Below are 18,868 nucleotides of genomic sequence, written 5' to 3'. Positions count from 1 at the left end.
ATGATGGAGGGCTCCGCGCGCCGGAGGGGGCGCGGCCCGAGCGCCTCGGCCGTTCCATGGCCTTTTTCGTTCCCCTCCAGGCCGCGATCGGGTAGCCCACGGCCGGCGATGGCGGCCGCGGACTTCGGGTCATGGATGTCGTCGTGATCGGCGCGGGCCCGAACGGGCTCGCCGCGGCCGTCGCGCTGGCCGGGGCCGGCCTCTCGGTGCGCGTCGTCGAGGCGCGCGACACCATCGGCGGGGGCGCGCGCACGGCCGAGCTCACGGGCCCCGGCTTCCGGCACGACGTCTGCTCCGCCATCCACCCCACGGCGGTGATCTCGCCGTTCTTCCGGACGCTGCCGCTCGCGGAGCACGGCGTCGCCTGGATCTACCCCGAGGCGGCGCTCGCCCACCCGCTGCCCGACGGGAGGGCCGCCCTGCTCCACCCCGATCTCGACCGCATGGCGGAGACGCTCGGCGAGGAGGACGCGGCGTCCTGGCGCGGCCTGTTCGGGCCGCTGCTCGCGCACGGCGACGCGCTCTTCGCCGAGCTGCTCCGCCCGCTGCGCATCCCGCCGCGCCACCCGCTCCTGCTCGCGCGGTTCGGCCTCTCCGCCGTCCGCTCGGCGGCGGGGCTCGCGCGCGACACGTTCCGCGGCGACGCGGCGCGCGGGCTGTTCGGCGGCTGCGCGGCGCACGCGTTCCTGCCGCTCGAGGCGCTGTTCTCGGCGTCCTTCGGCCTCGTGCTCGCGCTCGCGGCGCACGCGGCGGGCTGGCCGATGGTGCGCACCGGCTCGCAGGCGCTCATGGACGCGCTGGCCGCCCTCCTGCGCGCGCGCGGCGGCGAGATCGAGACGGGCCGCGCGGTCGCGTCGCTCGACGAGCTGCCCGCGGCGCGCGCCTACCTCTTCGACACGACGCCGGCGGCCATGGCGCACATCGCGGGCGACCGGCTCCCGCCGGGCTACCGGCGCCGCCTCGAGCGCTTCCGCCACGGCCCCGGCGTGTTCAAGGTCGACTACGCGCTCGACGGCCCCATCCCGTGGAAGGCGGCCGCGGCGGCGCGCGCGGCGACGGTGCACGTGGGCGGCACGCTCGACGAGGTGGCGGCCTCGGAGCGGGCGCTCGCCGGCGACGCGCCCGCGGAGCGCCCCTTCTGCCTCGTGGCGCAGCAGAGCCTGTTCGACGCCACGCGCGCCCCCGCCGGCAAGCACACCGCCTGGGTCTACTGCCACGTGCCGCCCGGCTGCACGGTCGACATGACGGCGCGCATCGAGGCCCAGCTGGAGCGCTTCGCTCCCGGCTTCCGCGATCTCGTGCGCGCGCGCGCCGTCCACACCCCGGCCGCCTTCCAGCGGTACAACGAGAACTACGTCGGCGGCGACATCGCCGGCGGGGCCAACGACTGGATCCAGATCTTCGCGCGCCCCGTCGCGAGCCTCGACCCCTACGCGACGCCCAACCCCGCGATCTATCTCTGCTCCAGCTCGACGCCGCCCGGCGGCGGCGTCCACGGCATGTGCGGCTACCACGCCGCCGCGGCCGCCCTCCGGCGCGTGTTCCAGAGGCCGGCGCCCGCCCTCGCCGCGCCGGCGCCGCAGGCCGCGCTGCCGTCGCGCGGCGGCTGAGGCGCGCCGGACGGGCGGCGCCCGAGCGAGCGCGCCCTCGCGGCGCGGTCACCCCCACGACACGTCGAACTCGCAGGCCTTGGCGCCGCGGAAGCGGCAACGGGTGTGCAGGCAGCGGCCCTCCCGGGCGCCCATGTGGGACATGAGCCGCTCCTGCCATACCGGGATGCCCACCGAGCAGGTGATCGGCCCGGGGCCGCGGTCCGGGAGCCGCGACGCGGTGAGGCGGACCGTGTAGCGCTTCGGGGCGACCTCGCTCGCCTCCATCGTGCCCTCGTCGAAGTAGCGCTCCCAGAGCGAGGCGGACCTGCGCAGCACCGTGGCGGGGGACGCGGCCTTGAGCAGCACGGTGAAGAACCGTTGCAGGTCCTCCTCGGCGATGGCGGCGGCGATGGGCCGGAAGCACTGCGGATGGCCGCCGCCGAACAGCGTCAGGTAGCGGTCGGTGAGGCGGTTCCAGAGGCCCACCGGGTACCAGCCGTGCGGCAGGATGATGCCGCCGACCTGCGCGGCTTCCTGCGGGCTCAGGCCCTCCAGCCACTGCTCCACGCCGGCAGCGCCGTGCTGCGCGGCCACGAAGTTCTTGAACCCCCCCAGCGCGTTGCCCTTGACGTTGCTCATCGAGTCGCTCCACCGGGCGGCCATCGCCAGGCCCGTCGCGTGCCGGGTGCCGCGGATCCTGACGAGGGTCCCGGGCAGATGCAATCGCGTCGGTCGGGCGCTCCGCGGAACCGGCGGGCGTGGTCGTCGGCGCGCTGTCCGCCGGCGGGCGCCGTACTACAATCGCCGGCGTGAAACCGTGCCCCTTCTGCGCGGAGCAGATCCAGGACGCCGCGATCAAGTGCCGCTTCTGCGGCAGCATGCTCGAAGAACGAGCGCCCGCGGCGGCCACGGCCCTGGCCGCGCCGCTCGCCCCCGCGCCGGGCGCGCTCTCCCCTGCGCCCGGCGCGCTCGCCTCGCCGGGCGGGGCGCGCGTCCTCTTCGAGGGGACGCCGAGCTGGAAGGCGTGGTTCTGGTCCTACGTGGCCGCGAGCGTGCTCTCGCTCGTGCTGGTGGGCCTCGTGTGGCTCGGCATCCTGCACTGGAAGCGCAAGAGCCTCCGCTACAAGATCACCGACCGCACGATCGACTATGAGGCCGGCCTGCTCACGCGGCGGGTCGAGACGCTCCAGCTCTGGCGGGTGCACGACCTCGACCTCCGCCAGACGTTCATGGAGCGGCTGCTCGACATCGCCGAGATCCGCGTGTTCACGAAGGACGCGAGCGATCCCGAGCTCGTGATCCGGGGCCTGCCGGCGTCGCGCGAGCTGTTCGAGGCGCTCAAGAACGCGGCGGAGCTCGCGCGCCAGCAGCGCGTGCTCGGGGTCGTGCAGTAGCGCGGCCTTCGCGCGGCGGCGCAGGCCTGATAGGAGCCCATCCATGTCCCCCAGGCGATCCCCGCTCGACGATCTCCCGGATGTGCGCGACGGCCTGACCCGCGCCGAGCGCATCATCCTCTGGAAGCTCTCCGAGCTCGAGCGGGAGTTCGGCGGCCGCAACGTGCCCACGGCCACGCTCTACGGCCGCGTCGTCGAGCACATCGATCTCTCGGTTCCCGAGTTCCAGCGCCTCATGCAGCGCCTCGTCGGCGTGCGCTGAGGGCGCCCCGGAGCGGCTCGGGCCCCTTGTCACCGTGACATGGGAGCTCCCGTGAAGGCGGGGAGAGCATGCCTCTTGTCTGCCCGGCTCGTCATCGAATCCGACCACATCCACGGAGCGGCCCGGAACAGACATCCACGGGCTTGACGTCGTGTCAGGCGGTCCGCTGCTCGAGGGCGGCGCGCAGCGCGGAGACCGAGGCGCTGCGCAGGTACACGACGGGAGCGCCGTCCGCCGCGAGGGTCTGCATCTGCTCGCGCAGCGCATGCGAGACCATCGTCACCATGATCACGATGAGCGCGATCCTCCCCACGCCGTGGCGCGCCCCCGGGGGCACGCGGTTCTCATAATGGCGCAGCGACCAGCCGTGCTTCTCGACCACATCGCGGTAGCGGCTGGACATGCCGCCGCTGCCCCCGATGACCAGCACCGTCTGCTCCTCGCGCTTCCTGTCGACCGCCTGGGAACGCCTCTGCGCCTTCATGCGATCCCCTGGAGCAAGGCGTAAGCCACGCTCCTCGAGCGGGCATTTCCGCGCAAAACTCACGGTTCGGGTCTATTCCCCGGCAAAATGTCGCCGCATCGCGGAGGGCTATGTCATCGTGACATGGCGCGCGCGACGACCGGACGCTGCCCCGCAGTCGCGAGCATCGGGGAATATTCCCGTTCACAGCAGCCCCCCGCCGGCACGGCCAACGAGGATCCGGAAGACAGGGGACAACCGCGGGCGCCCGCCGAAGCTCCACAGCGGCGCAAGGGCGTCCCTCGACACAGGACCCCCCCACGAGCACCGCGACAGACCTACATACCGTCCCGGTTGCGCGCGGCGGAGGCCCCCGCGGGGGGTGGCCAGGCTCGACGGGAAAGATGGCGCAACATGATTAGTTTGTGACACTAACAATCTGCACGCGGGCGCGCTGCGGACACACGCCACGGCGACCCGCCGGCGACCTCGAGCTGTGGTAGGGAGCAGCGCCCCCCTGCCCTGCCGTGCCATGATGTCTCCCGTCCCGCCCAGCGCCCCGCCTCTGCCTCCGCCGGGCGCCGTCGAGCCGCCTCCGCCGGGCGCCGTCGAGCCGCCTCCGCCGGGCGCCGTCGAGCCGCCTCCGCCGGGCACCGTCCAACGCTGGGCCTGGGATTACGTCCTCGCGACCGATCTCGCGCACAAGCTCGAGCCGCCGCCCGTGCCATCGGTCTGGGAGCCCGACCCCACGACGCCGCGCCGCATCGCTCGCCCGGGCCGACCCGCCGAGCTGCGCATCTCCGCGCGCGCGTCGAAGAGCCCCGGGCCCGAGGCGCTGCGCAACCCGACGCGACGCGCGCAGCTCTTCCACGCGTTCATGCACCACGAGCTCCAGGCCGCAGAGCTGATGGCCTGGGCGCTGCTCGCCTTCCCGGAGACGCCGCGCGCGTTCCGCGGCGGCCTCGTCCGGATCGCCCTCGACGAGGTGCGCCACATGCGGCTCTACGCGGCCTACCTCGCCGCGATCGGCCACCGCTTCGGCGACTTCCCGGTGCGCGACTGGTTCTGGTCGCGGGTGCCCGCCGCCGCGTCGCCCGCGCAATTCGTGGCGGTGATGGGGATGGGCCTCGAGGGGGGCAACCTCGACCACACCGCGCGCTTCGCCGAGCGCTTCCGCGCCATCGGCGACGACGAGGGCGCGGCGCTCACCGAGCGGGTCTGCGCCGAGGAGATCCCGCACGTGCGCTTCGGGGTCCGCTGGTTCCGCCGCTTCACCCAGGCGCCGGGCGGCGCCTCGCCCAACGCGCCGGGCGGCGCCTCGCCCAACGCGCCGGGCGGCGCCTCGCCCAACGCGCCGGGCGGCGCCTCGCCCAACGCGCCGGGCGGCGCCTCGCCCAACGCGCCGGGCGGCGCCTCGCCCCACCCGCCGGGCGGCGCCTCGCCCCATCCGCCGGGCGACTTCGAGACGTGGGTCCGCCACATCCCGCCGCCCCTCTCGCCGCTGCTCATGCGGGGCGAGCCGATGAACCGCCGCGACCGGAGCCGGTCCGGCCTCTCCGAGCCGTTCCTCGACGCGCTGGCCGCATGGACCGAGCGAGCGCCTGGGTCCTGAACTTCGACGCCGACGAGGAGCTCGCCCGCCCCGCGGGGTACACCCCTCGCGCCGCGGTCGCCGGCCGGGCCCCGGAGCTCGCCGGCCGGGTCGCGGCCCTGCTGCGCCCCGGCGACGTCGTGCTCATCCCCGACCTCCCCGCGCCGCTGGTGCCGCCAGCGCCGCCCGGCGCCGCGCTCGTCGGCCGCGCGTGGTGCCCCACGCCCCGCGCCCGGCGCCTCCTCGGCCGCGCCGGCGTCCCCCTCGCGGACGCGCCGCCGCTCGAGGTGCTCCGCCGCGTCAACCACCGGAGGTTCTGCGCCGACCTCGGCCAGACGCTGCCCGGCGCGCGCCACGTTGTCACCCTGGCCGAGCTTGAGGCCGCGATCGCCGCGCCCACGCCGACCGGCCACTGGCTGCTCAAGCGGCCGTTCGGCTTCGCCGGGCGCGGCCGCCGCCGGGTCGCCCGCGGCCCCCTGCCGCCCGACGCGCGGCCCTGGGCGGCCGCGTCGCTCGACCCCGCCTCCCCGGACAGCGGCCTGCAGGTCGAGCCCTGGGTCGAGCGCCGCGGCGACTTCTCGCTGCACGGCCACGTCGCCCGCGGCGGCGCGGTCCGCCTCGGCGCCCCGTGCGTCCAGCGCTGCGACGACCGCGGGGCCTACCTCGGCGCCGCGCTCGCCGGCGAGGGCGACCTCGACGGCGACGAGCGCCGGCGGCTCGTCGAGGCCGCGCTCGAGGCGGGCGAGGCGCTCGCCGGCGCGGGCTATTTCGGGCCCTTCGGGATCGACGCCTTCCGCTGGGAGGACGAGCGCGGGCGCCTGCGCTGGAACCCCCGCTGCGAGATCAACGCGCGGTACACGATGGCGTGGGCGATCGGCATGGGCAGCGCCCGGCCCGACCTCGAGTGACCGGCGCGACGGACACGCCGCGCGGAGGCCGCGCCCCGATCCCGACACCGACTCGTTGCACAAGAGGCTGGCCGCTTCCTCTATAGCGGTGCTCCGACGACGAGACGAACCGTCGAGACGCCAAGCGGCGAATCCGGACGGCGCGGCGGCGGCCTCCGCGCGCGACCCCGGCGCCCGGCCGACGATCGCGCGAGAGGAGGGATCGACATGAGTCTTCCGGCAAGGACAGGAGCGCAGCGACAAGCGCGGCGTCGCGCGACCAGGGGGAGGCGCAGCGCGCTTTGGCTCGCGAGCGCCGCGGCCGTCGCCGCGCTGCTCGCGGCGTGCGGGCCAGAGGGAGCGGGCGCGGAGCCGGGGCCGTGCGGCGGCGCGACGTGCACCCCGGACCAGGTCTGCGTCTATCCGCCGGGCGACTGCGGCGAGGGGGGCATCGTCCCCGGGAACTACGGGGTGTGCCAGCCGCGCCCCGCGTCGTGCGACACCGCGACGCCCCGGGAGGTCTGCGCGTGCGATGGGCGCGTCTACGAGAACGCCTGCGAGGCCGCGCGGGCCGGCGTGAGCATCGGGAGCGGCGAGGAGTGCGGCGGCGCCGCGCCGCCAGGGACGATCGCCTGCGGCAGCTACTTCTGCGACGCGGCCTCCGAATACTGCCAGAGCGTCGAGGATCCTCACGACGAGCTCTTCAAGATGCCGACGCGGAGGACCTGTGAGGAGATACCGACCACCTGCATGGCAGCGCCGTCCTGCGACTGCCTGGCCGCCGCCGCCGCCGATCCCCGCGAGGGCGATTGCTCCAGCGCGCCGGCCTGCACACGAGGCGAGTCGGGGAGCTTCGCCGTCCGGTGTACAGGAGATCTGTATTGACATGCCGCCGCGCCGAGCACCACGTGCCGGCCTGGCGAGGGGGTCCCACGGGGGCTGGACAGACGTCCTCGGCGGCGCCCTCATGCTGCATCGAGCGCCAGCGGCACATCACGGAAAGGACACCGAATCACCACCAAAACGTTGAGGCTTTATCGAGAGGTCTTCCCGTAATTTGCTCGCGCAACGCCCACATCGAGGCTCGAATCCAGAAGAAGGAAGGCACGCATTCATGCAGAATTCGCGCGCGCGAGATGAATTCCCCGGACACAAGCGAATGACGGCGAGCTGGTCTCGGCTGTCGAAGGGCGTCCTCTGCGCCGCCCTCCCCGTGATCGCGATCGTCAATGCCTGCGGAGCCGAGGGCGAGATCGAGGAGATCTCGGAGGCGCGACAGGCGCTGACCACCGTCTCCTTCCAGCAGGGGTCGCTCCCGAGCTCGTCGTACGCGGGCTCGACCGACGCGACGATCCGGCAGGCCGCCGCCGCCACGAATTACGGCGGGGCGACCACGTGCGAGGCCGACGGCGACGACGGCTCGGGCGTGGACAAGTCCTGCCTGCTGAAGTGGACCCTCTCCGGCATCCCCGCGGGGAGCACCGTCCAGTCGGCGTCGATCACCCTCCAGGTCACCGACGGCTCCTCGAATACCTACAACGTCTACGAGGTGAAGCGCTCGTGGGACGAGGCGCAGGTCACGTGGAACAACGCGACCTCCGCGACGGCGTGGGCCACCGCGGGCGCGCTGGGCTCGACCGATCGCGGCAGCCTCGTGGGCAGCGTCACCGGCAGCGCCGGATCGAGGACGATCACCCTGAACGCGGCCGGCGTGGCGCTCGTGCAGGCGTGGGTCGACGGGGCGTCCAACAACGGTATCGTCATCGCGAGCCCGTCGAACACGGACGGCATCGACTTCGCCTCCTCGGAGCACGCCACCGCGGCGCAGCGGCCCAAGCTCACGATCACCTACGGAACGTCGAGCGGCACCGGAAGCTCGACCGACCCGGGGCTCCTCATCGCCTTCATCGGCGACCAGGGGAACAACGGCAACGCGGACGCGGTGCTCCAGCTCATCGAGGACGAGGGCGCCGCGGCGACCATCCACAACGGCGACTTCGACTACGCCGACGACCCGGCGGCGTGGGAGAACCGGATCAACAGCATCCTCGGCCCGAACTATCCTTATTTCGCCATCATCGGCAACCACGACGCCGCGGCGTGGGGCGGCAGCAGCGGGTACGCCAGCTACATCCAGGCCCGCCACGCGCGCGTGCCGGACATGAACTGCACGGGCGAGCTCGGCGTCAAGGCGACGTGCAACTTCCGCGGGCTGTTCATCGTGCAGTCCTGCATCGGCACCGGCGAGCTCCGCTCGACCTGCGCCGCCAACGCGGCCGATCAGGTGAGCTTCATCCAGGACGCGCTCGCCAATGACAGCTCGATCTGGTCGGTGTGCGCCTGGCACAAGAACCAGCACGACATGCAGGTCGGCGGCAAATCGAACGAGGTGGGCTGGAGCGCCTACCAGGCGTGCATGAACGACGGCGCGATCGTCGCGACGGGGCACGAGCACTCCTACTCGCGCACGCTGACCCTCACCGACGTCGGCAACGCCTCGACCGGGCACGGCAAGACGGGCGCCTTCAACCTGGTCGAGCTCGGCCCGAACCGGAATTTCGTGTTCGTGTCGGGCCTCGGCGGCGTGGGGATCCGCGATTACGAGGCGGCGAGCCACGACGACGACACGTGGTGGTCGTCGTACTACGCGAGCAACAAGTGGGTGAAGAACGGAACGCTGATGTCCGGCACCGCCGATTACGGCGCCCTGTTCATCCGCTTCAACGTGGGCGGGGACCCGAAGCGCGCGACCGCGTACTTCAAGGACGTGGACGGCCGCCTCGCCGACGAGTTCACGATCCAGGTCCAGTAAGGCGCGGCGCGCCCGCGCCGTCGGGCCCCGCGGCCGCGGGCCCACCTCCTCTCCCGGTCTGGCGCGGGGTCGCTCGTTGCGCGGCGCCCTCTGCTGCAGGCGCGGCGCTCCGACGCTCGAGCCGCTGACGCCTCCTCCGGCGGCGCGCGCCCGAGCGAGCCGGGAGGCGGCGGTTTCCTCGGACCGAACGGTGCTGGGATCCGGAAGACCGGCTCTGGTACGTGTCGAACATCGGGGGAGAGGGCGAGCCGGGCTGGATCAGCCGCCTCGACGAGAACGGAACGGTCCTCGACGCGAGGTGGTTGGCACCTGGACGGTCGCGTACGACCTGGCCGCGGATCATGGCGTCGCCTCGGCCGCGGACATCGGCTACGATCCGGAGCGCCGCATCCTCTGCGTCCCCGATCTGAACACCAGCGTCGCGTTCATCACGGTGGAATAGGCCCGCCAGGCCCGGCGGCGTCGAGCCGGGCCAGCCCAGCGCTCGTCGGCGCCCCGGTCCACGCGCGGCCCCCGCGCCGCGCGCCGGAGCGGCGCCTGCTCGCCGAGGTCGCGGTGCTCGCGCCGCCGCTCGCCAGATTCGCGACAACCTTGTTGCTCCCAGGGGCGCTGCCGCTGCGTTAAACCTCTCGTTGCCGGCGGACGGCGCGCGAGCACGCGCCGCGCGGGCGAGGGAGACCCCAGCATGAAGACCACGGAGAACAGGGCGGGCCGGGGGGCGCGCAAGAGCCCGAGGCGCGCGGAGATCGTGCGCGAGTACGGCCCCTTCCCGGGCACGCCGCGCATCCACGGCGTCACCTACGACGGCCAGAACGTCTGGTTCGCCAGGACCGAGAAGCTCGCCGCGATCGACCCGGCGAGCGGAGCGGTCGTGCGCGAGCTCGACGTCGCTGCCCACGCAGGGACCGCCTTCGACGGCGAACATCTCTGGCAGCTCGTCGAAGACCGGATCCAGAAGGTGGACCCGAAGACGGGGCGCGTCGTCGGTAGCATCCCCGCGCCTGCGCAGGGGCGCGACTCGGGCCTGACGTGGGCGGAGGGGACGCTCTGGGTGGGCGAGTACCGGGCGCGCAAGATCCACCAGATCGACGCGAAGACAGGCGCGATCCTTCGGACCATCGAGTCGGATCGGTTCGTCACCGGCGTCTCGTGGGTCGACGGGGAGCTCTGGCACGGCGCCCAGGAGGGCGAAGAGAGCGAGATCCGGCGGGTCGATCCCGGGAGCGGCGAGGTGCTGGACCGGCTGGAGATGCCCGAGGGGGTCGCCGTGACGGGGCTCGAGGGCGATCGCAAGGATCTCTTCTTCTGCGGCGGCGGGACGAGCGGCAAGGTGCGCGCCGTGCGCAGGCCGACCGCCCGCGCCCAGCGCTGACGAGGCTCGTCCTGGGCCCAGCCTGCCCCGCGTCGTTCGGCGCGCGCGTCGCCGCCGGCGCCATCGCCAAGGGACACAACTCCACAGAGGGAAAGAAGCAGATGAACAAGATCACCGTCACGGGATTTCGATGGGCGCCGCCGTTCGCCCAAGGGCTCGTTCGCGACCTGCGCGTGCGCTGGACGCTGGAGGAGGCAGGGCTTCCCTATGAGGTCAGGCTGATCGACCGCGGGGATCTGAGCTCGCAGGCCTACCGTCAGAAGCACCCCTTCGGGATGGTGCCGGCCTTCGAGGCGGAGGGTCGGTGGCTGTTCGAGTCGGGCGCCATCGTGCATCACATCGCCGCGGAGTCCGAGGCGCTGATGCCCGCCGATCGGGACGGCCGCGCCAACACGGTCACCTGGATGTTCGCCGCGCTCAACACGGTCGAGCCGCCGATCCAGAACCTCTTCGTGATGGACGTGCTGAAGAGCGATGAACCGTGGGCGAAGCTGCGGCGCCCCGGCGCCGTGGACGAGGTGAAAGCTCGGCTGGACGCGCTCTCCGCCTGGCTCGACGGGCGCGACTATCTGGTCGATCGCTTCACCGCGGCCGACGTCCTGATGACGACCGTGCTGAGGCTCATCCGGCACACAGACCTGGTGGCCGGATTTCCCGTGCTCGACGCCTACGTCAAGCGCTGTGAGGCGCGGCCGGCCTTCCAGTTGGCCTTGCGCGAGCAAATGGCGGACTACGCTCGAAACGCTCCGGTCGCGGCCTGAGGCTGCGCGCTGCGCTCGGCCTCGGAGCGCGCGGGCCGCGCCCGCCGGTCCCTGGCGAGCCGCTGGTGCCGCCCCGGCGACCTGCCCACGGCCGGATGCGGGCCGCGGGCTTCCTGACCTGGCGGCGACGTGCGCATCCGGGCTAGAACGCTGGCTCGCTCGAGCTCGCAAGGGACAAGGACAATGCCGCCCAAGCCACCCCCGCACATCCACACCGAACGCCTCGATTACACCGAGGGTGAGACGGTCTGCGAGGCGTACGTCGCGCACGACGCCTCGAGCGCCGCGAAGCGGCCCTGCGTCCTCATCGCCCACGCGTGGGCAGGGCTGAACGAGGCCATGCACGAGAAGGCCGTGGAGCTGGCCGGCCTGGGCTACGTCGGCTTCGCGCTCGACGTCTACGGCAAGGGCGTCCGCGGCGGCGAGATGGAGGACAACTCGCGGCTCATGGCGCCCTTCATGGAGGACCGCGGCCTGCTCCGCAGGCGCCTCGAGGCAGGCATCGCGGCGGCCAGACGGCACCCGCTCGCCGACCCCGACCGCATCGCGGCGATCGGATACTGCTTCGGAGGGCTGTGCGCCCTCGACCTGGCGCGGAGCGCGCCGCCGGGCCTGAAGGGCGTGGTGAGCTTCCACGGGCTGCTGCACCCGCCGAACCTGGGACCGCAGGCGCCCATCACGGCCAGCGTGCTCGTGCTCCACGGCTGGGAAGACCCGATGGCGCCGCCCGCCGACGTGCTCGCCCTCGCGCGCGAGCTCACCGAGGCGAAGGCCGACTGGCAGATCCACGCCCACGGCCACGCGATGCACGCGTTCACCTACCCGGGCGCGAGCCTCCCGCAGGCAGGCATCCAGTACGACGCCGCGGCCGCCAGGCGATCGTGGGCGGCGATGCGGAGCTTCCTCGAGGAGGTCCTCGAGCGCCGGTCAGGCTGAGTCGGGCCCGGCGGCTGGGCCCGCGTCGGGCCATGCCTCCCGAGACGCTCGATGGCAGAGCACCCGTCGGGTACGCTGCGCACCGGACATGAAACAGCCCGCGCCGCGCTCCCCTGACGCCTCGGCCCCCGAGGCCCACGCGAACGCGCCCTCGCGGCCCTCGCCGCCGTCCTCCAACGCCACGACCCTGGTCCAGAAGCCGCGCGTGCCCGACGCCTTCGGGGAGGCGCCGACCATCGTGTACATGCCGAGCGACGAGCCCGGCCGCGCGCCCGGCGACGCCGCGCCGCGCGCGCCCGGGGGCGCCGCGGCCGCCGCCGCGCCCGGCGGCCGGGAGCGCGGCGCCATCGACGACGTCACCCTGCGCATGCCGCCCAAGGCCGGCGCCCCGGGCGGCGACCACGACGACCGCACGCTCAAGATGCCCGCGCGGCCGGCGCGGGCCACCGCGGAGGACGACGCGCCGACCGTCAAGGCCGAGCCCAAGGCCTCCTTCGTCGACCTCGACGCCGAGGCGCAGGAGGAGGGCCGGCCTCAGGACCTCAAGTCGGCCGCCCGCGCCTTCTTCAAGCGCCACCACAAGAAGCTCTGGTGGCTGCACACCGCCTATGCGCTCAGCCTCGGCGCCTTCGTGGTCGCCTTCGCGCAGAAGGGGTTCCAGCACGCCCGCTTCCTCGCGATCTCGGTCAGCGTCGCCTGGCTGCTCGTGCTCCTGTTCTTCCGGCTCTTCGGCACCGGCGCCCGCCAGGACTTCGCGACCGCGTGGCGCGGCGCCCGGCTGCGCTTCCTCGTGATGACCTATGTCCTGAAGAACCTCTATCAGGGCATGCTCTTCTTCCTCCTCCCGTTCTACTGGAAGAGCGCCAGCCTGGATGCGCCGAACCGGTGGTTCGTCCTCCTCCTCGGCGCCTGCGCGGTGCTCTCGACGCTCGATCTCGTCTTCGACCGCGTGCTCATGCGCTGGAAGACGCTCGCCTCGGTGTTCTACGGGGTGACGCTGTTCGCCTGCCTGAACCTCGTCATCCCCGCGCTCCTCCCCAACACCCGGACGCTCTACACGCTGCTGTCGGCCGCCCTCGTGTCCGTGCTCGGCTTCTGCACGCTTCACCTGCCGTTCGGGGCGCTGTGGAGCCGGGTGGGCCTGGTGTTCCTGGTCCTCGCTTCGGCCGCCGGGGTCGGGCTCGCCTACGGCACGCGGGAGATCATCCCGCCGGTGCCGATGCACCTGTCCTCCGCGGCCGTGGGCCCCTCGGTGCTCCCGGACGGCCGCCTGGCCATGTCCGTGAAATCGCTGCATTTTTCCGTGATTCGAGAGCTGCGCGCGGTGACCGACGTGGTGGTGCCGGGCGGCGACGGGGACCGCCTCGTCCACGTGTGGCGGCACGAGGGGCGCGAGATCCTCCGTGCGCCGGAGGAGACGCTGCGGGTGCCTGGCCCGGAGGGCGCGGTGCGGCTCAAGTCGCAGCTCGTGGGCGGGAGCCTGCCGCGCCGCCTGGCCGGGCACTGGACCGTGGATGTCGAGACCGAGGACGGCCAGCTCGTCGGCCGCACCGCGTTCGAGGTGACCGAATGAAGGCGCCGCTCCATGGCGACCGGGCCGGCGCCGCGCAGCGCGCGCGCTGGGTCGACGTCGGCAACATGGCGAACGGGTTCCTCGTGTTCGGCAACGTCGTCACGGGCTTCATCGCGATCGGCAACGTCGCGCGCGGGTTCATCGCGATCGGCAATGTCGCCGTCGGCGTCATCGCGATCGGCAACGTCGCGTTCGGGGTCGTCGGCGGGTTCGGCGCGACGATCGCGGTCGGCGCCTTCGCCGCCGCGGGCGTGCTCTCCTTCCCGGTGCTCGACGGCGCGGCGGGCGTGGCCAGCGCGACCGATCTGCACCTCATCCTGTCGGTGTTCCCGATCGTGCTCTGGTTCGTCGCGGCGCGCCTCTTCCCGGGGCGGCGCGCGCCCCGCCTGGGCCCGAGCCCCGAGCTGACGCCGCTCCGCGCGCTGCTCCGCGGCGAGCGCTCCGACGGCTGGGTCCGCGCGCGCGTCGAGCGTGCCGGCGCGGGCGCGCTCCGGCTCGCGCAGGGCGGCGCGCGGCTCGAGCTGCCGGCGACGCCGGAGGCGCTCGGCGCGGGCGGGGCGCTGCTCCCGGAGGGCGGGAGCGCGCGGCTGTTCGCGTACGTGCGGGCGGAGGAGCACGTGCGCGGCGGCGAGGGCGGCTACCGCGAGGCGCAGCGGCGGGAGCGGGTGCTCACCGTCGCGGATCTGGTGAAGCCGCCGGCGTGGGTCCCGCCGTGGCTCGACGGCGGCGAGGCGCAGTGGTGGCTCTCGCGCGCGTGGAAGGTGGGGGCGATCGCGGCGGCGGTCCTGAGGGCGGCGCAGCTCGTCATGTACGCGATGGGGTGAGTGCCCGACGCCTCGACGCACGCCGGGCCAGCGCGCCTCGAGCACACCTGGTTACGCCTGCCGGACGCCCGGCCAGGGATCCGGAGAGAGATGTCGACGCGCCAGCCATCGAGACATCCCAACCAACTGGACAAATAGAACCACAATCCAGAAATAGCTCGGATATCTGGAAATAACCGGGTTAAATCCAGAATTATCCAGCCTACATCCGGTCAATCAGAGACTGGATCCAGAAAATCGGTTCAAACAACTGGACAAACATGCCCTGGATCCAGAAAAAATCGCTCAGAAATCGCCGAAGCCGGTGATCTTCGCCAGTTCCCGCCGCAACAGGAGATCGCGCTCCACGACGAGGCGGTCGAGCTCCTCGTCGGAAGCATACGCCAACCTTCGCTGGCGCTCCGCGACCCGGCTGTCGATCGCCCGGACCATGCGCACCGCGAGCCACGCTGCAGCGAACGACGCCACGTCGGACGCAATGAACGCATACCGGGACCGGATGAACTCCGCCACGGTCAGCTGCGGCATGACAGAGGCCAGCCACCCGAGGCCGCGGCTCGCGAGATAGAGCCCCCACCACGCGCCGAGCGCGGCATGGTGCACCGCGCCCGCCCGCGGGGCGTGCGCCATCTCGACGCGCCGGTAACCACCCCCGCCGTCCAGGAGAGGGCGCGGCGCAGGCTCAGGCACGCCCGCCGGAGCAAGGCCGTCGTGGAGATCGCGCAGCACCCTGTACGGCTGCACCAGGTTCACGACGGGAATCAAGAACGCCACGACCGACTCGGACGGCGTCCAGGAAAAACCCCGCACGGGATCCAGCTCGCCAGCCAGCGCGACAGCCCTGGCGAGCCAGCGCAGGAACAACACGCCCGCAACGATCCCGAACCCCAGCTCGAGCACCCCCCCGGCCTCGCGGAGCGTGTTGGCAAGCTGCCATGTCGACGCCGAGACCTCCGTCGAGCCGAGCAACGCAATGTGCCATGCCCCGACCAGCGCCGTGAACGCCGCCACCGCCCCCATCGAGATCAGCCCGGCAACCGCCGCACGAGCGCGCCGGCGCACGACGCGGACGTCGCGGCCCCACCCCTCCCGAGCTTCGGCCCAACCGCTCACGGCGAGCGAGGCTATCAGCGGAACGCGCCGCATTGCAATGCAACCGCTGCCGCACGGCAGGCCCTACCCGGCAACCCCTGCCGCCCAGCGAGGTTTGCCGGGCGCGCTCCCGCGCGCCCGCGCGACGGATGCCCGGGAATAGAGCCGATTCGCTCCTCGCGCCGCGTGGCACCAATCCCACACACCTGCATCCGCGTCCCGTCGGCAAACGCGAGCTTCCGTGCCTGCCGACGTCAATCGCCCACGATCGCCGGGCTCCCGCTGTACACCACCGCGTCGAGGAGCCGCTCCTCCCGCACCAGCGCGAGCGCCGGCGCGTCCCGGCGGATCGAGATGCTGCCGCCCGCGTCCGCGAACCCGCACGCCTCCGCCCCGCGCCGCGAGCCGATCTCCCAGAGCGCCTCGGCCGGCGTCCCCTCGCCCTCGCCCCGCAGCGTCACGCGCTTGCCCGTCCGCAGCCGCTCGCCGAGCTCGACGCCCCGCAGGTCCTCGAACGGATCGGTGATCACGTGGCTGTCGATCCCCACGCACAGCCGCACCCCCGCCCCGCGCAGCGCCCCCACGTCCGGCAGCCCGTCGCCGAGGTCGCGCTCGGTCGTCGGGCACAGGCACGCGAACGCCTGCGCCGCGCCGAGGAGCGCCGGCTCGTGCGGCGCGAGGTGCGTCGCGTGCACCGCCACGAAGCGCTCGCTCAGGACCCCGCGCTCGGCCAGGAGCTCCACGGGGCGCCGGCCCGTCTCGGCGAGGCACGCCTCGATCTCGGCCGGCTGCTCGGCCACGTGCATGTGCACCATGAGCCCGCGCTCCGCGGCGTACCGCGCGATCTCGCCGAGCCACGCCGGGGGCACGGCGCGGACGCTGTGCGGCGCCACGCCGACGCGCACGTCGTCGCAGCCCGCGTAGCGCGCCCGGAGCGCCTCGACGTCCGCGAGCGCGGCGTCGAGCGAGCCGTCCGAGAACCGCCGCTGCGCCCCCTCGGGCGCCCGGCCCGCGCCGGCGCGCGCGTAGACGACCCGGAGGAGCGCGATCCGGAGGCCCTCCGCGCGCGCGGCCTCGATCACCGCGTCCGCGAGCACCGTGCGATCCGCGTAGGGCGCGCCGTCCGGCTGGTGGTGCACGTAGTGGAACTCGCCCACCGTGCGGACGCCCGCGGCGCGGAGCTCGCGATAGGCCACCTTCGAGATCGCGTGAATGGACTCGGGCGTGAGCGACGCCGCGAGCGCGTACATGGCGGTCCGCCACGACCAGAAGTCGTCCGACCCCGACGGCCCCGGCCGCTGCGCCTCCCCGCGCATCCCGCGCTGGAACGCATGGGAGTGGGCGCTCGCCAGCGCCGGCAGCTCGATGGCCCCCGCCGTCAGCCTCATCGCCGCTCGACCTACCACGCCGGGGAGGCCGGCGGAAGGCGCGGCGCCCTCGCGCTGCCGGTCACTCCTCTTCCGGCTCTTCCGGCAGCGCGAAGAGCGCCATGCAGCCGGTGCTGAGCTTGCCGCAGGCCTCCATGACCGCTTCGGTGTCTCGTTCCTGGTCGTACCACGCCACGGTGAGCGCGCCGCACTCGGGGAGCACGTTGAGAGAGTACTCTCTCGTCGCGGCGGCGCACGCGTCGAGCTCCGCGATGGTCGCGGTGCACTGCGTGGGCTGCACACAGGGTCGCTCCTGCAGCTCTGCGAGGAACTGCTCGATCTGCGCCGCCTGCGCCGGGTCGGCCATGCAGCTCTCGTAGTGCTCGGCGCACCTCGCTCGCACCCCGGCGTCGTCGGTCCCGGGATTGTCCCCGAACTTCGCGCCCAGCACGCCGAACATGCGGCAAAAATAATTCATGTCCAGCCGGTCGGCCTCGCACGTGCGGTATCCCTTGCACGCCTGCTCGGCCTCCTCAGGCGTGAGCTCATCGACCACCGTCGACGGGTCGAGCCCCGTGCACGAGGCCTCGCCGGTCCCCTCACCGACCGTCGCCTCCTCCGGCGCCGGCGCCCCGTCATCCCCGCAGCCGAGGCCCGAGAGACCACACGCCAGACACACCCCCACCACCCCCGCCCAGAACGTCGATCGCATGCTTCCAAGCTCCCTTGAAGGAATCAGGATCAAGCTCCGCCCCACCGGCGAAACCACCTTTCCTTACGCAGGGCCGCTGTCGCTTTCCCCTCGTGTTCCGCGTCACAATGCTGCTGTCGCGCCGCGGCGGGCGCGCGCGTCGCGACGGCCGCCGCGCCGGCCGCGCGGTCGCCTCAGGCCTTCGGCTCGACCTCGAGCTCGGGCAGCCCTTCCAGCTTCACCTCGACCTCGGCGGCGGGCGGCGGCGCGGGGACCTCCTCGCGGCGGGCGGCCATGACCGTCAGGGCGCGCGGGAAGCACTCGACCGCGAGGGGCGTGGTCCCGACCTCCTCGCCGTCGATGAGCACGCGCTGCGGCGGATCGGTGCTGATGAGGACCCGCCGGGCGGCGAAGAACCCGACGTTGTCGCGCTCGGCCGGCTCGCCGTCCATCGCGGTCCGGAGGAGGTGCAGGCCCGTCGCGACCGCCTCGACAAGCGTCGTCGCCGACACGATGGTGACGTCGAGCCGCCCGTCCTCCGGCGACACGACCGGCGGCCCCTGCGCCAGCACCGTGCGCGCAGGCGCCATGTTCGCGACCGTCACCGCCACCGCCCGGCAGTGGATCCGCTGGTCGTCGGTCACGATCTCGACCCCGAACGGCTCCAGGCTCATCAGCTTCTTCAGCCCGGTGCCGATGTACGCGAGCACCCCCCAGCGCTGCTTGGCGTCCTGCGGGGTCTCGCCCACGGTGTCGGCGTGGAGCCCGACCGCTGACAGCAGGATCATGGTCCGCCCGTTCGCGCGGGCGGCGTCGATGCGCGTCGGCTCGCCGCGGACGAGGACCTCGATGGCCCCCTCCAGGTCGGCCGGGATGCCCAGCGTGAGCGCGATCGAGTTCGCCGTGCCGAGCGGCAGGATGCCCAGGCACGTGTCCGATCCGAGGAGCGCCGACGCGACGCTCGAGATCGTCCCGTCGCCGCCCGCCGCGATGACCAGGGGGGCGCCCTCCCGGCGCGCCGCCTCGGCGCACGCGGCGGCGCTGCGGTCCGCGCTCGTCTCGTAGACGCTCAGCGCGAACTCGCGCTGGAGCCGCGAAGGAAGCGACTCGACCGCATCCCCGGCGTGGCCAGCAGCAGGGTTGAAGATCAGCGCCGCTCTCCGCTCGGTCATCGCCGTATCCTAGAACGCCGAAGCGGTTGAAACCCCAAGAAAATTCGTCATGGAGCCCGCGGGCCGCCGCGCCGGCGCC

General features: G+C 73.3%; 19 protein-coding genes. 13 read left to right on the top strand and 6 right to left on the bottom strand.

Annotated elements, in window-relative coordinates; all coding sequences use genetic code 11:
* Positions 1 to 131 precede the first annotated feature (131 nt).
* The gene (locus tag WMF26_RS07330) at positions 132 to 1,610 is read left to right on the top strand and encodes a phytoene desaturase family protein (protein ID WP_437999734.1); all 1,479 of its coding nucleotides are present in this window, start codon (positions 132 to 134) and stop codon (positions 1,608 to 1,610) included.
* Positions 1,611 to 1,658: 48 nt separating this feature from the next.
* Here the strand turns inward: WMF26_RS07330 and WMF26_RS07325 are convergent, their stop codons facing one another.
* On the bottom strand, positions 1,659 to 2,231 hold the full coding sequence (locus WMF26_RS07325) for a hypothetical protein (protein ID WP_437336462.1): 573 nt from the start codon (positions 2,229 to 2,231) through the stop codon (positions 1,659 to 1,661).
* A 170-nt stretch (positions 2,232 to 2,401) separates the two neighbouring features.
* Between WMF26_RS07325 and WMF26_RS07320 the strand changes: the two genes are divergently transcribed.
* Positions 2,402 to 2,986 (top strand): PH domain-containing protein, encoded by a 585-nt coding sequence (locus tag WMF26_RS07320; RefSeq protein WP_061629658.1) that lies wholly within the window; start codon positions 2,402 to 2,404, stop codon positions 2,984 to 2,986.
* 43 nt (positions 2,987 to 3,029) lie between these two features.
* Positions 3,030 to 3,248: a hypothetical protein gene (locus tag WMF26_RS07315; RefSeq protein WP_020733417.1), complete on the top strand. Its 219-nt coding sequence runs from the start codon at positions 3,030 to 3,032 to the stop codon at positions 3,246 to 3,248.
* 154 nt (positions 3,249 to 3,402) lie between these two features.
* Here the strand turns inward: WMF26_RS07315 and WMF26_RS07310 are convergent, their stop codons facing one another.
* Positions 3,403 to 3,732, bottom strand: coding sequence for a DUF2325 domain-containing protein (locus WMF26_RS07310; RefSeq protein ID WP_061629657.1), 330 nt, complete (start codon positions 3,730 to 3,732; stop codon positions 3,403 to 3,405).
* 511 nt (positions 3,733 to 4,243) lie between these two features.
* Between WMF26_RS07310 and WMF26_RS07305 the strand changes: the two genes are divergently transcribed.
* The 10 genes from WMF26_RS07305 to WMF26_RS07260 all read left to right on the top strand — a co-directional run bounded on the left by WMF26_RS07305 (position 4,244) and on the right by WMF26_RS07260 (position 14,467).
* Positions 4,244 to 5,323 carry a ferritin-like domain-containing protein gene (locus tag WMF26_RS07305; protein WP_437999733.1) on the top strand — a complete coding sequence of 360 codons (1,080 nt, stop codon included), beginning with the start codon at positions 4,244 to 4,246 and terminating at the stop codon, positions 5,321 to 5,323.
* A complete protein-coding gene (locus WMF26_RS07300) occupies positions 5,296 to 6,210 on the top strand; it encodes a hypothetical protein (protein ID WP_437999732.1) in 915 nt (304 codons plus the stop codon). The genes WMF26_RS07305 and WMF26_RS07300 overlap by 28 nt, the downstream gene beginning before the upstream one ends.
* A gap of 207 nt (positions 6,211 to 6,417) precedes the next feature.
* On the top strand, positions 6,418 to 7,074 hold the full coding sequence (locus tag WMF26_RS07295; protein WP_437999731.1) for a hypothetical protein: 657 nt from the start codon (positions 6,418 to 6,420) through the stop codon (positions 7,072 to 7,074).
* A gap of 229 nt (positions 7,075 to 7,303) precedes the next feature.
* Entirely contained in the window at positions 7,304 to 9,001 is a 1,698-nt protein-coding gene (locus tag WMF26_RS07290; protein ID WP_437999730.1) for a DNRLRE domain-containing protein, read from the top strand.
* A gap of 298 nt (positions 9,002 to 9,299) precedes the next feature.
* Positions 9,300 to 9,443 (top strand): hypothetical protein, encoded by a 144-nt coding sequence (locus WMF26_RS07285; RefSeq protein ID WP_437999729.1) that lies wholly within the window; start codon positions 9,300 to 9,302, stop codon positions 9,441 to 9,443.
* A gap of 243 nt (positions 9,444 to 9,686) precedes the next feature.
* Positions 9,687 to 10,373 carry a Vgb family protein gene (locus tag WMF26_RS07280; protein ID WP_437999728.1) on the top strand — a complete coding sequence of 229 codons (687 nt, stop codon included), beginning with the start codon at positions 9,687 to 9,689 and terminating at the stop codon, positions 10,371 to 10,373.
* 101 nt (positions 10,374 to 10,474) lie between these two features.
* Positions 10,475 to 11,134 carry a glutathione S-transferase family protein gene (locus WMF26_RS07275; RefSeq protein WP_437999727.1) on the top strand — a complete coding sequence of 220 codons (660 nt, stop codon included), beginning with the start codon at positions 10,475 to 10,477 and terminating at the stop codon, positions 11,132 to 11,134.
* 183 nt (positions 11,135 to 11,317) lie between these two features.
* Positions 11,318 to 12,070 (top strand): dienelactone hydrolase family protein, encoded by a 753-nt coding sequence (locus WMF26_RS07270; RefSeq protein ID WP_437999726.1) that lies wholly within the window; start codon positions 11,318 to 11,320, stop codon positions 12,068 to 12,070.
* 88 nt (positions 12,071 to 12,158) lie between these two features.
* Entirely contained in the window at positions 12,159 to 13,643 is a 1,485-nt protein-coding gene (locus WMF26_RS07265) for a DUF5924 family protein (protein ID WP_437999725.1), read from the top strand.
* Entirely contained in the window at positions 13,640 to 14,467 is an 828-nt protein-coding gene (locus tag WMF26_RS07260) for a hypothetical protein (protein ID WP_437999724.1), read from the top strand. The genes WMF26_RS07265 and WMF26_RS07260 overlap by 4 nt, the downstream gene beginning before the upstream one ends.
* 285 nt (positions 14,468 to 14,752) lie before the next feature.
* Here WMF26_RS07260 and WMF26_RS07255 read toward each other — a convergent pair whose 3' ends face one another.
* The 4 genes from WMF26_RS07255 to WMF26_RS07240 form a co-directional block, all read right to left on the bottom strand.
* Complete coding sequence (locus tag WMF26_RS07255) at positions 14,753 to 15,580, bottom strand: DUF4328 domain-containing protein (protein WP_437999723.1); 828 nt, start codon at positions 15,578 to 15,580, stop codon at positions 14,753 to 14,755.
* A gap of 233 nt (positions 15,581 to 15,813) precedes the next feature.
* On the bottom strand, positions 15,814 to 16,947 hold the full coding sequence (locus WMF26_RS07250) for a formimidoylglutamate deiminase (RefSeq protein WP_437999722.1): 1,134 nt from the start codon (positions 16,945 to 16,947) through the stop codon (positions 15,814 to 15,816).
* A gap of 61 nt (positions 16,948 to 17,008) precedes the next feature.
* Complete coding sequence (locus WMF26_RS07245) at positions 17,009 to 17,638, bottom strand: hypothetical protein (RefSeq protein WP_437999721.1); 630 nt, start codon at positions 17,636 to 17,638, stop codon at positions 17,009 to 17,011.
* A 173-nt stretch (positions 17,639 to 17,811) separates the two neighbouring features.
* Positions 17,812 to 18,789 (bottom strand): YegS/Rv2252/BmrU family lipid kinase, encoded by a 978-nt coding sequence (locus tag WMF26_RS07240; protein WP_437999720.1) that lies wholly within the window; start codon positions 18,787 to 18,789, stop codon positions 17,812 to 17,814.
* Positions 18,790 to 18,868: the final 79 nt, after the last annotated feature.

The sequence above is a fragment of the Sorangium sp. So ce185 genome, assembly GCF_051526825.1.
In the GTDB taxonomy this organism is placed as follows: domain Bacteria; phylum Myxococcota_A; class Polyangia; order Polyangiales; family Polyangiaceae; genus Sorangium; species Sorangium cellulosum_D.
Note: the sequence above shows the minus strand (reverse complement) of the source record. Positions and strands in the feature narration are given on the sequence as shown.

Excerpts from the sequence above, each read along its gene's own strand:
- WMF26_RS07330 (WP_437999734.1), top strand. The coding sequence starts at position 132 with ATGGATGTCGTCGTGATCGGCGCGGGCCCGAACGGGCTCGCCGCGGCC.
- WMF26_RS07325 (WP_437336462.1), bottom strand. The coding sequence starts at position 2,231 with ATGAGCAACGTCAAGGGCAACGCGCTGGGGGGGTTCAAGAACTTCGTG.
- WMF26_RS07315 (WP_020733417.1), top strand. The coding sequence starts at position 3,030 with ATGTCCCCCAGGCGATCCCCGCTCGACGATCTCCCGGATGTGCGCGAC.
- WMF26_RS07310 (WP_061629657.1), bottom strand. The coding sequence starts at position 3,732 with ATGAAGGCGCAGAGGCGTTCCCAGGCGGTCGACAGGAAGCGCGAGGAG.
- WMF26_RS07305 (WP_437999733.1), top strand. The coding sequence starts at position 4,244 with ATGATGTCTCCCGTCCCGCCCAGCGCCCCGCCTCTGCCTCCGCCGGGC.
- WMF26_RS07300 (WP_437999732.1), top strand. The coding sequence starts at position 5,296 with ATGGACCGAGCGAGCGCCTGGGTCCTGAACTTCGACGCCGACGAGGAG.
- WMF26_RS07295 (WP_437999731.1), top strand. The coding sequence starts at position 6,418 with ATGAGTCTTCCGGCAAGGACAGGAGCGCAGCGACAAGCGCGGCGTCGC.
- WMF26_RS07290 (WP_437999730.1), top strand. The coding sequence starts at position 7,304 with ATGCAGAATTCGCGCGCGCGAGATGAATTCCCCGGACACAAGCGAATG.
- WMF26_RS07280 (WP_437999728.1), top strand. The coding sequence starts at position 9,687 with ATGAAGACCACGGAGAACAGGGCGGGCCGGGGGGCGCGCAAGAGCCCG.
- WMF26_RS07275 (WP_437999727.1), top strand. The coding sequence starts at position 10,475 with ATGAACAAGATCACCGTCACGGGATTTCGATGGGCGCCGCCGTTCGCC.
- WMF26_RS07270 (WP_437999726.1), top strand. The coding sequence starts at position 11,318 with ATGCCGCCCAAGCCACCCCCGCACATCCACACCGAACGCCTCGATTAC.
- WMF26_RS07265 (WP_437999725.1), top strand. The coding sequence starts at position 12,159 with ATGAAACAGCCCGCGCCGCGCTCCCCTGACGCCTCGGCCCCCGAGGCC.
- WMF26_RS07260 (WP_437999724.1), top strand. The coding sequence starts at position 13,640 with ATGAAGGCGCCGCTCCATGGCGACCGGGCCGGCGCCGCGCAGCGCGCG.
- WMF26_RS07250 (WP_437999722.1), bottom strand. The coding sequence starts at position 16,947 with ATGAGGCTGACGGCGGGGGCCATCGAGCTGCCGGCGCTGGCGAGCGCC.
- WMF26_RS07245 (WP_437999721.1), bottom strand. The coding sequence starts at position 17,638 with ATGCGATCGACGTTCTGGGCGGGGGTGGTGGGGGTGTGTCTGGCGTGT.
- WMF26_RS07240 (WP_437999720.1), bottom strand. The coding sequence starts at position 18,789 with ATGACCGAGCGGAGAGCGGCGCTGATCTTCAACCCTGCTGCTGGCCAC.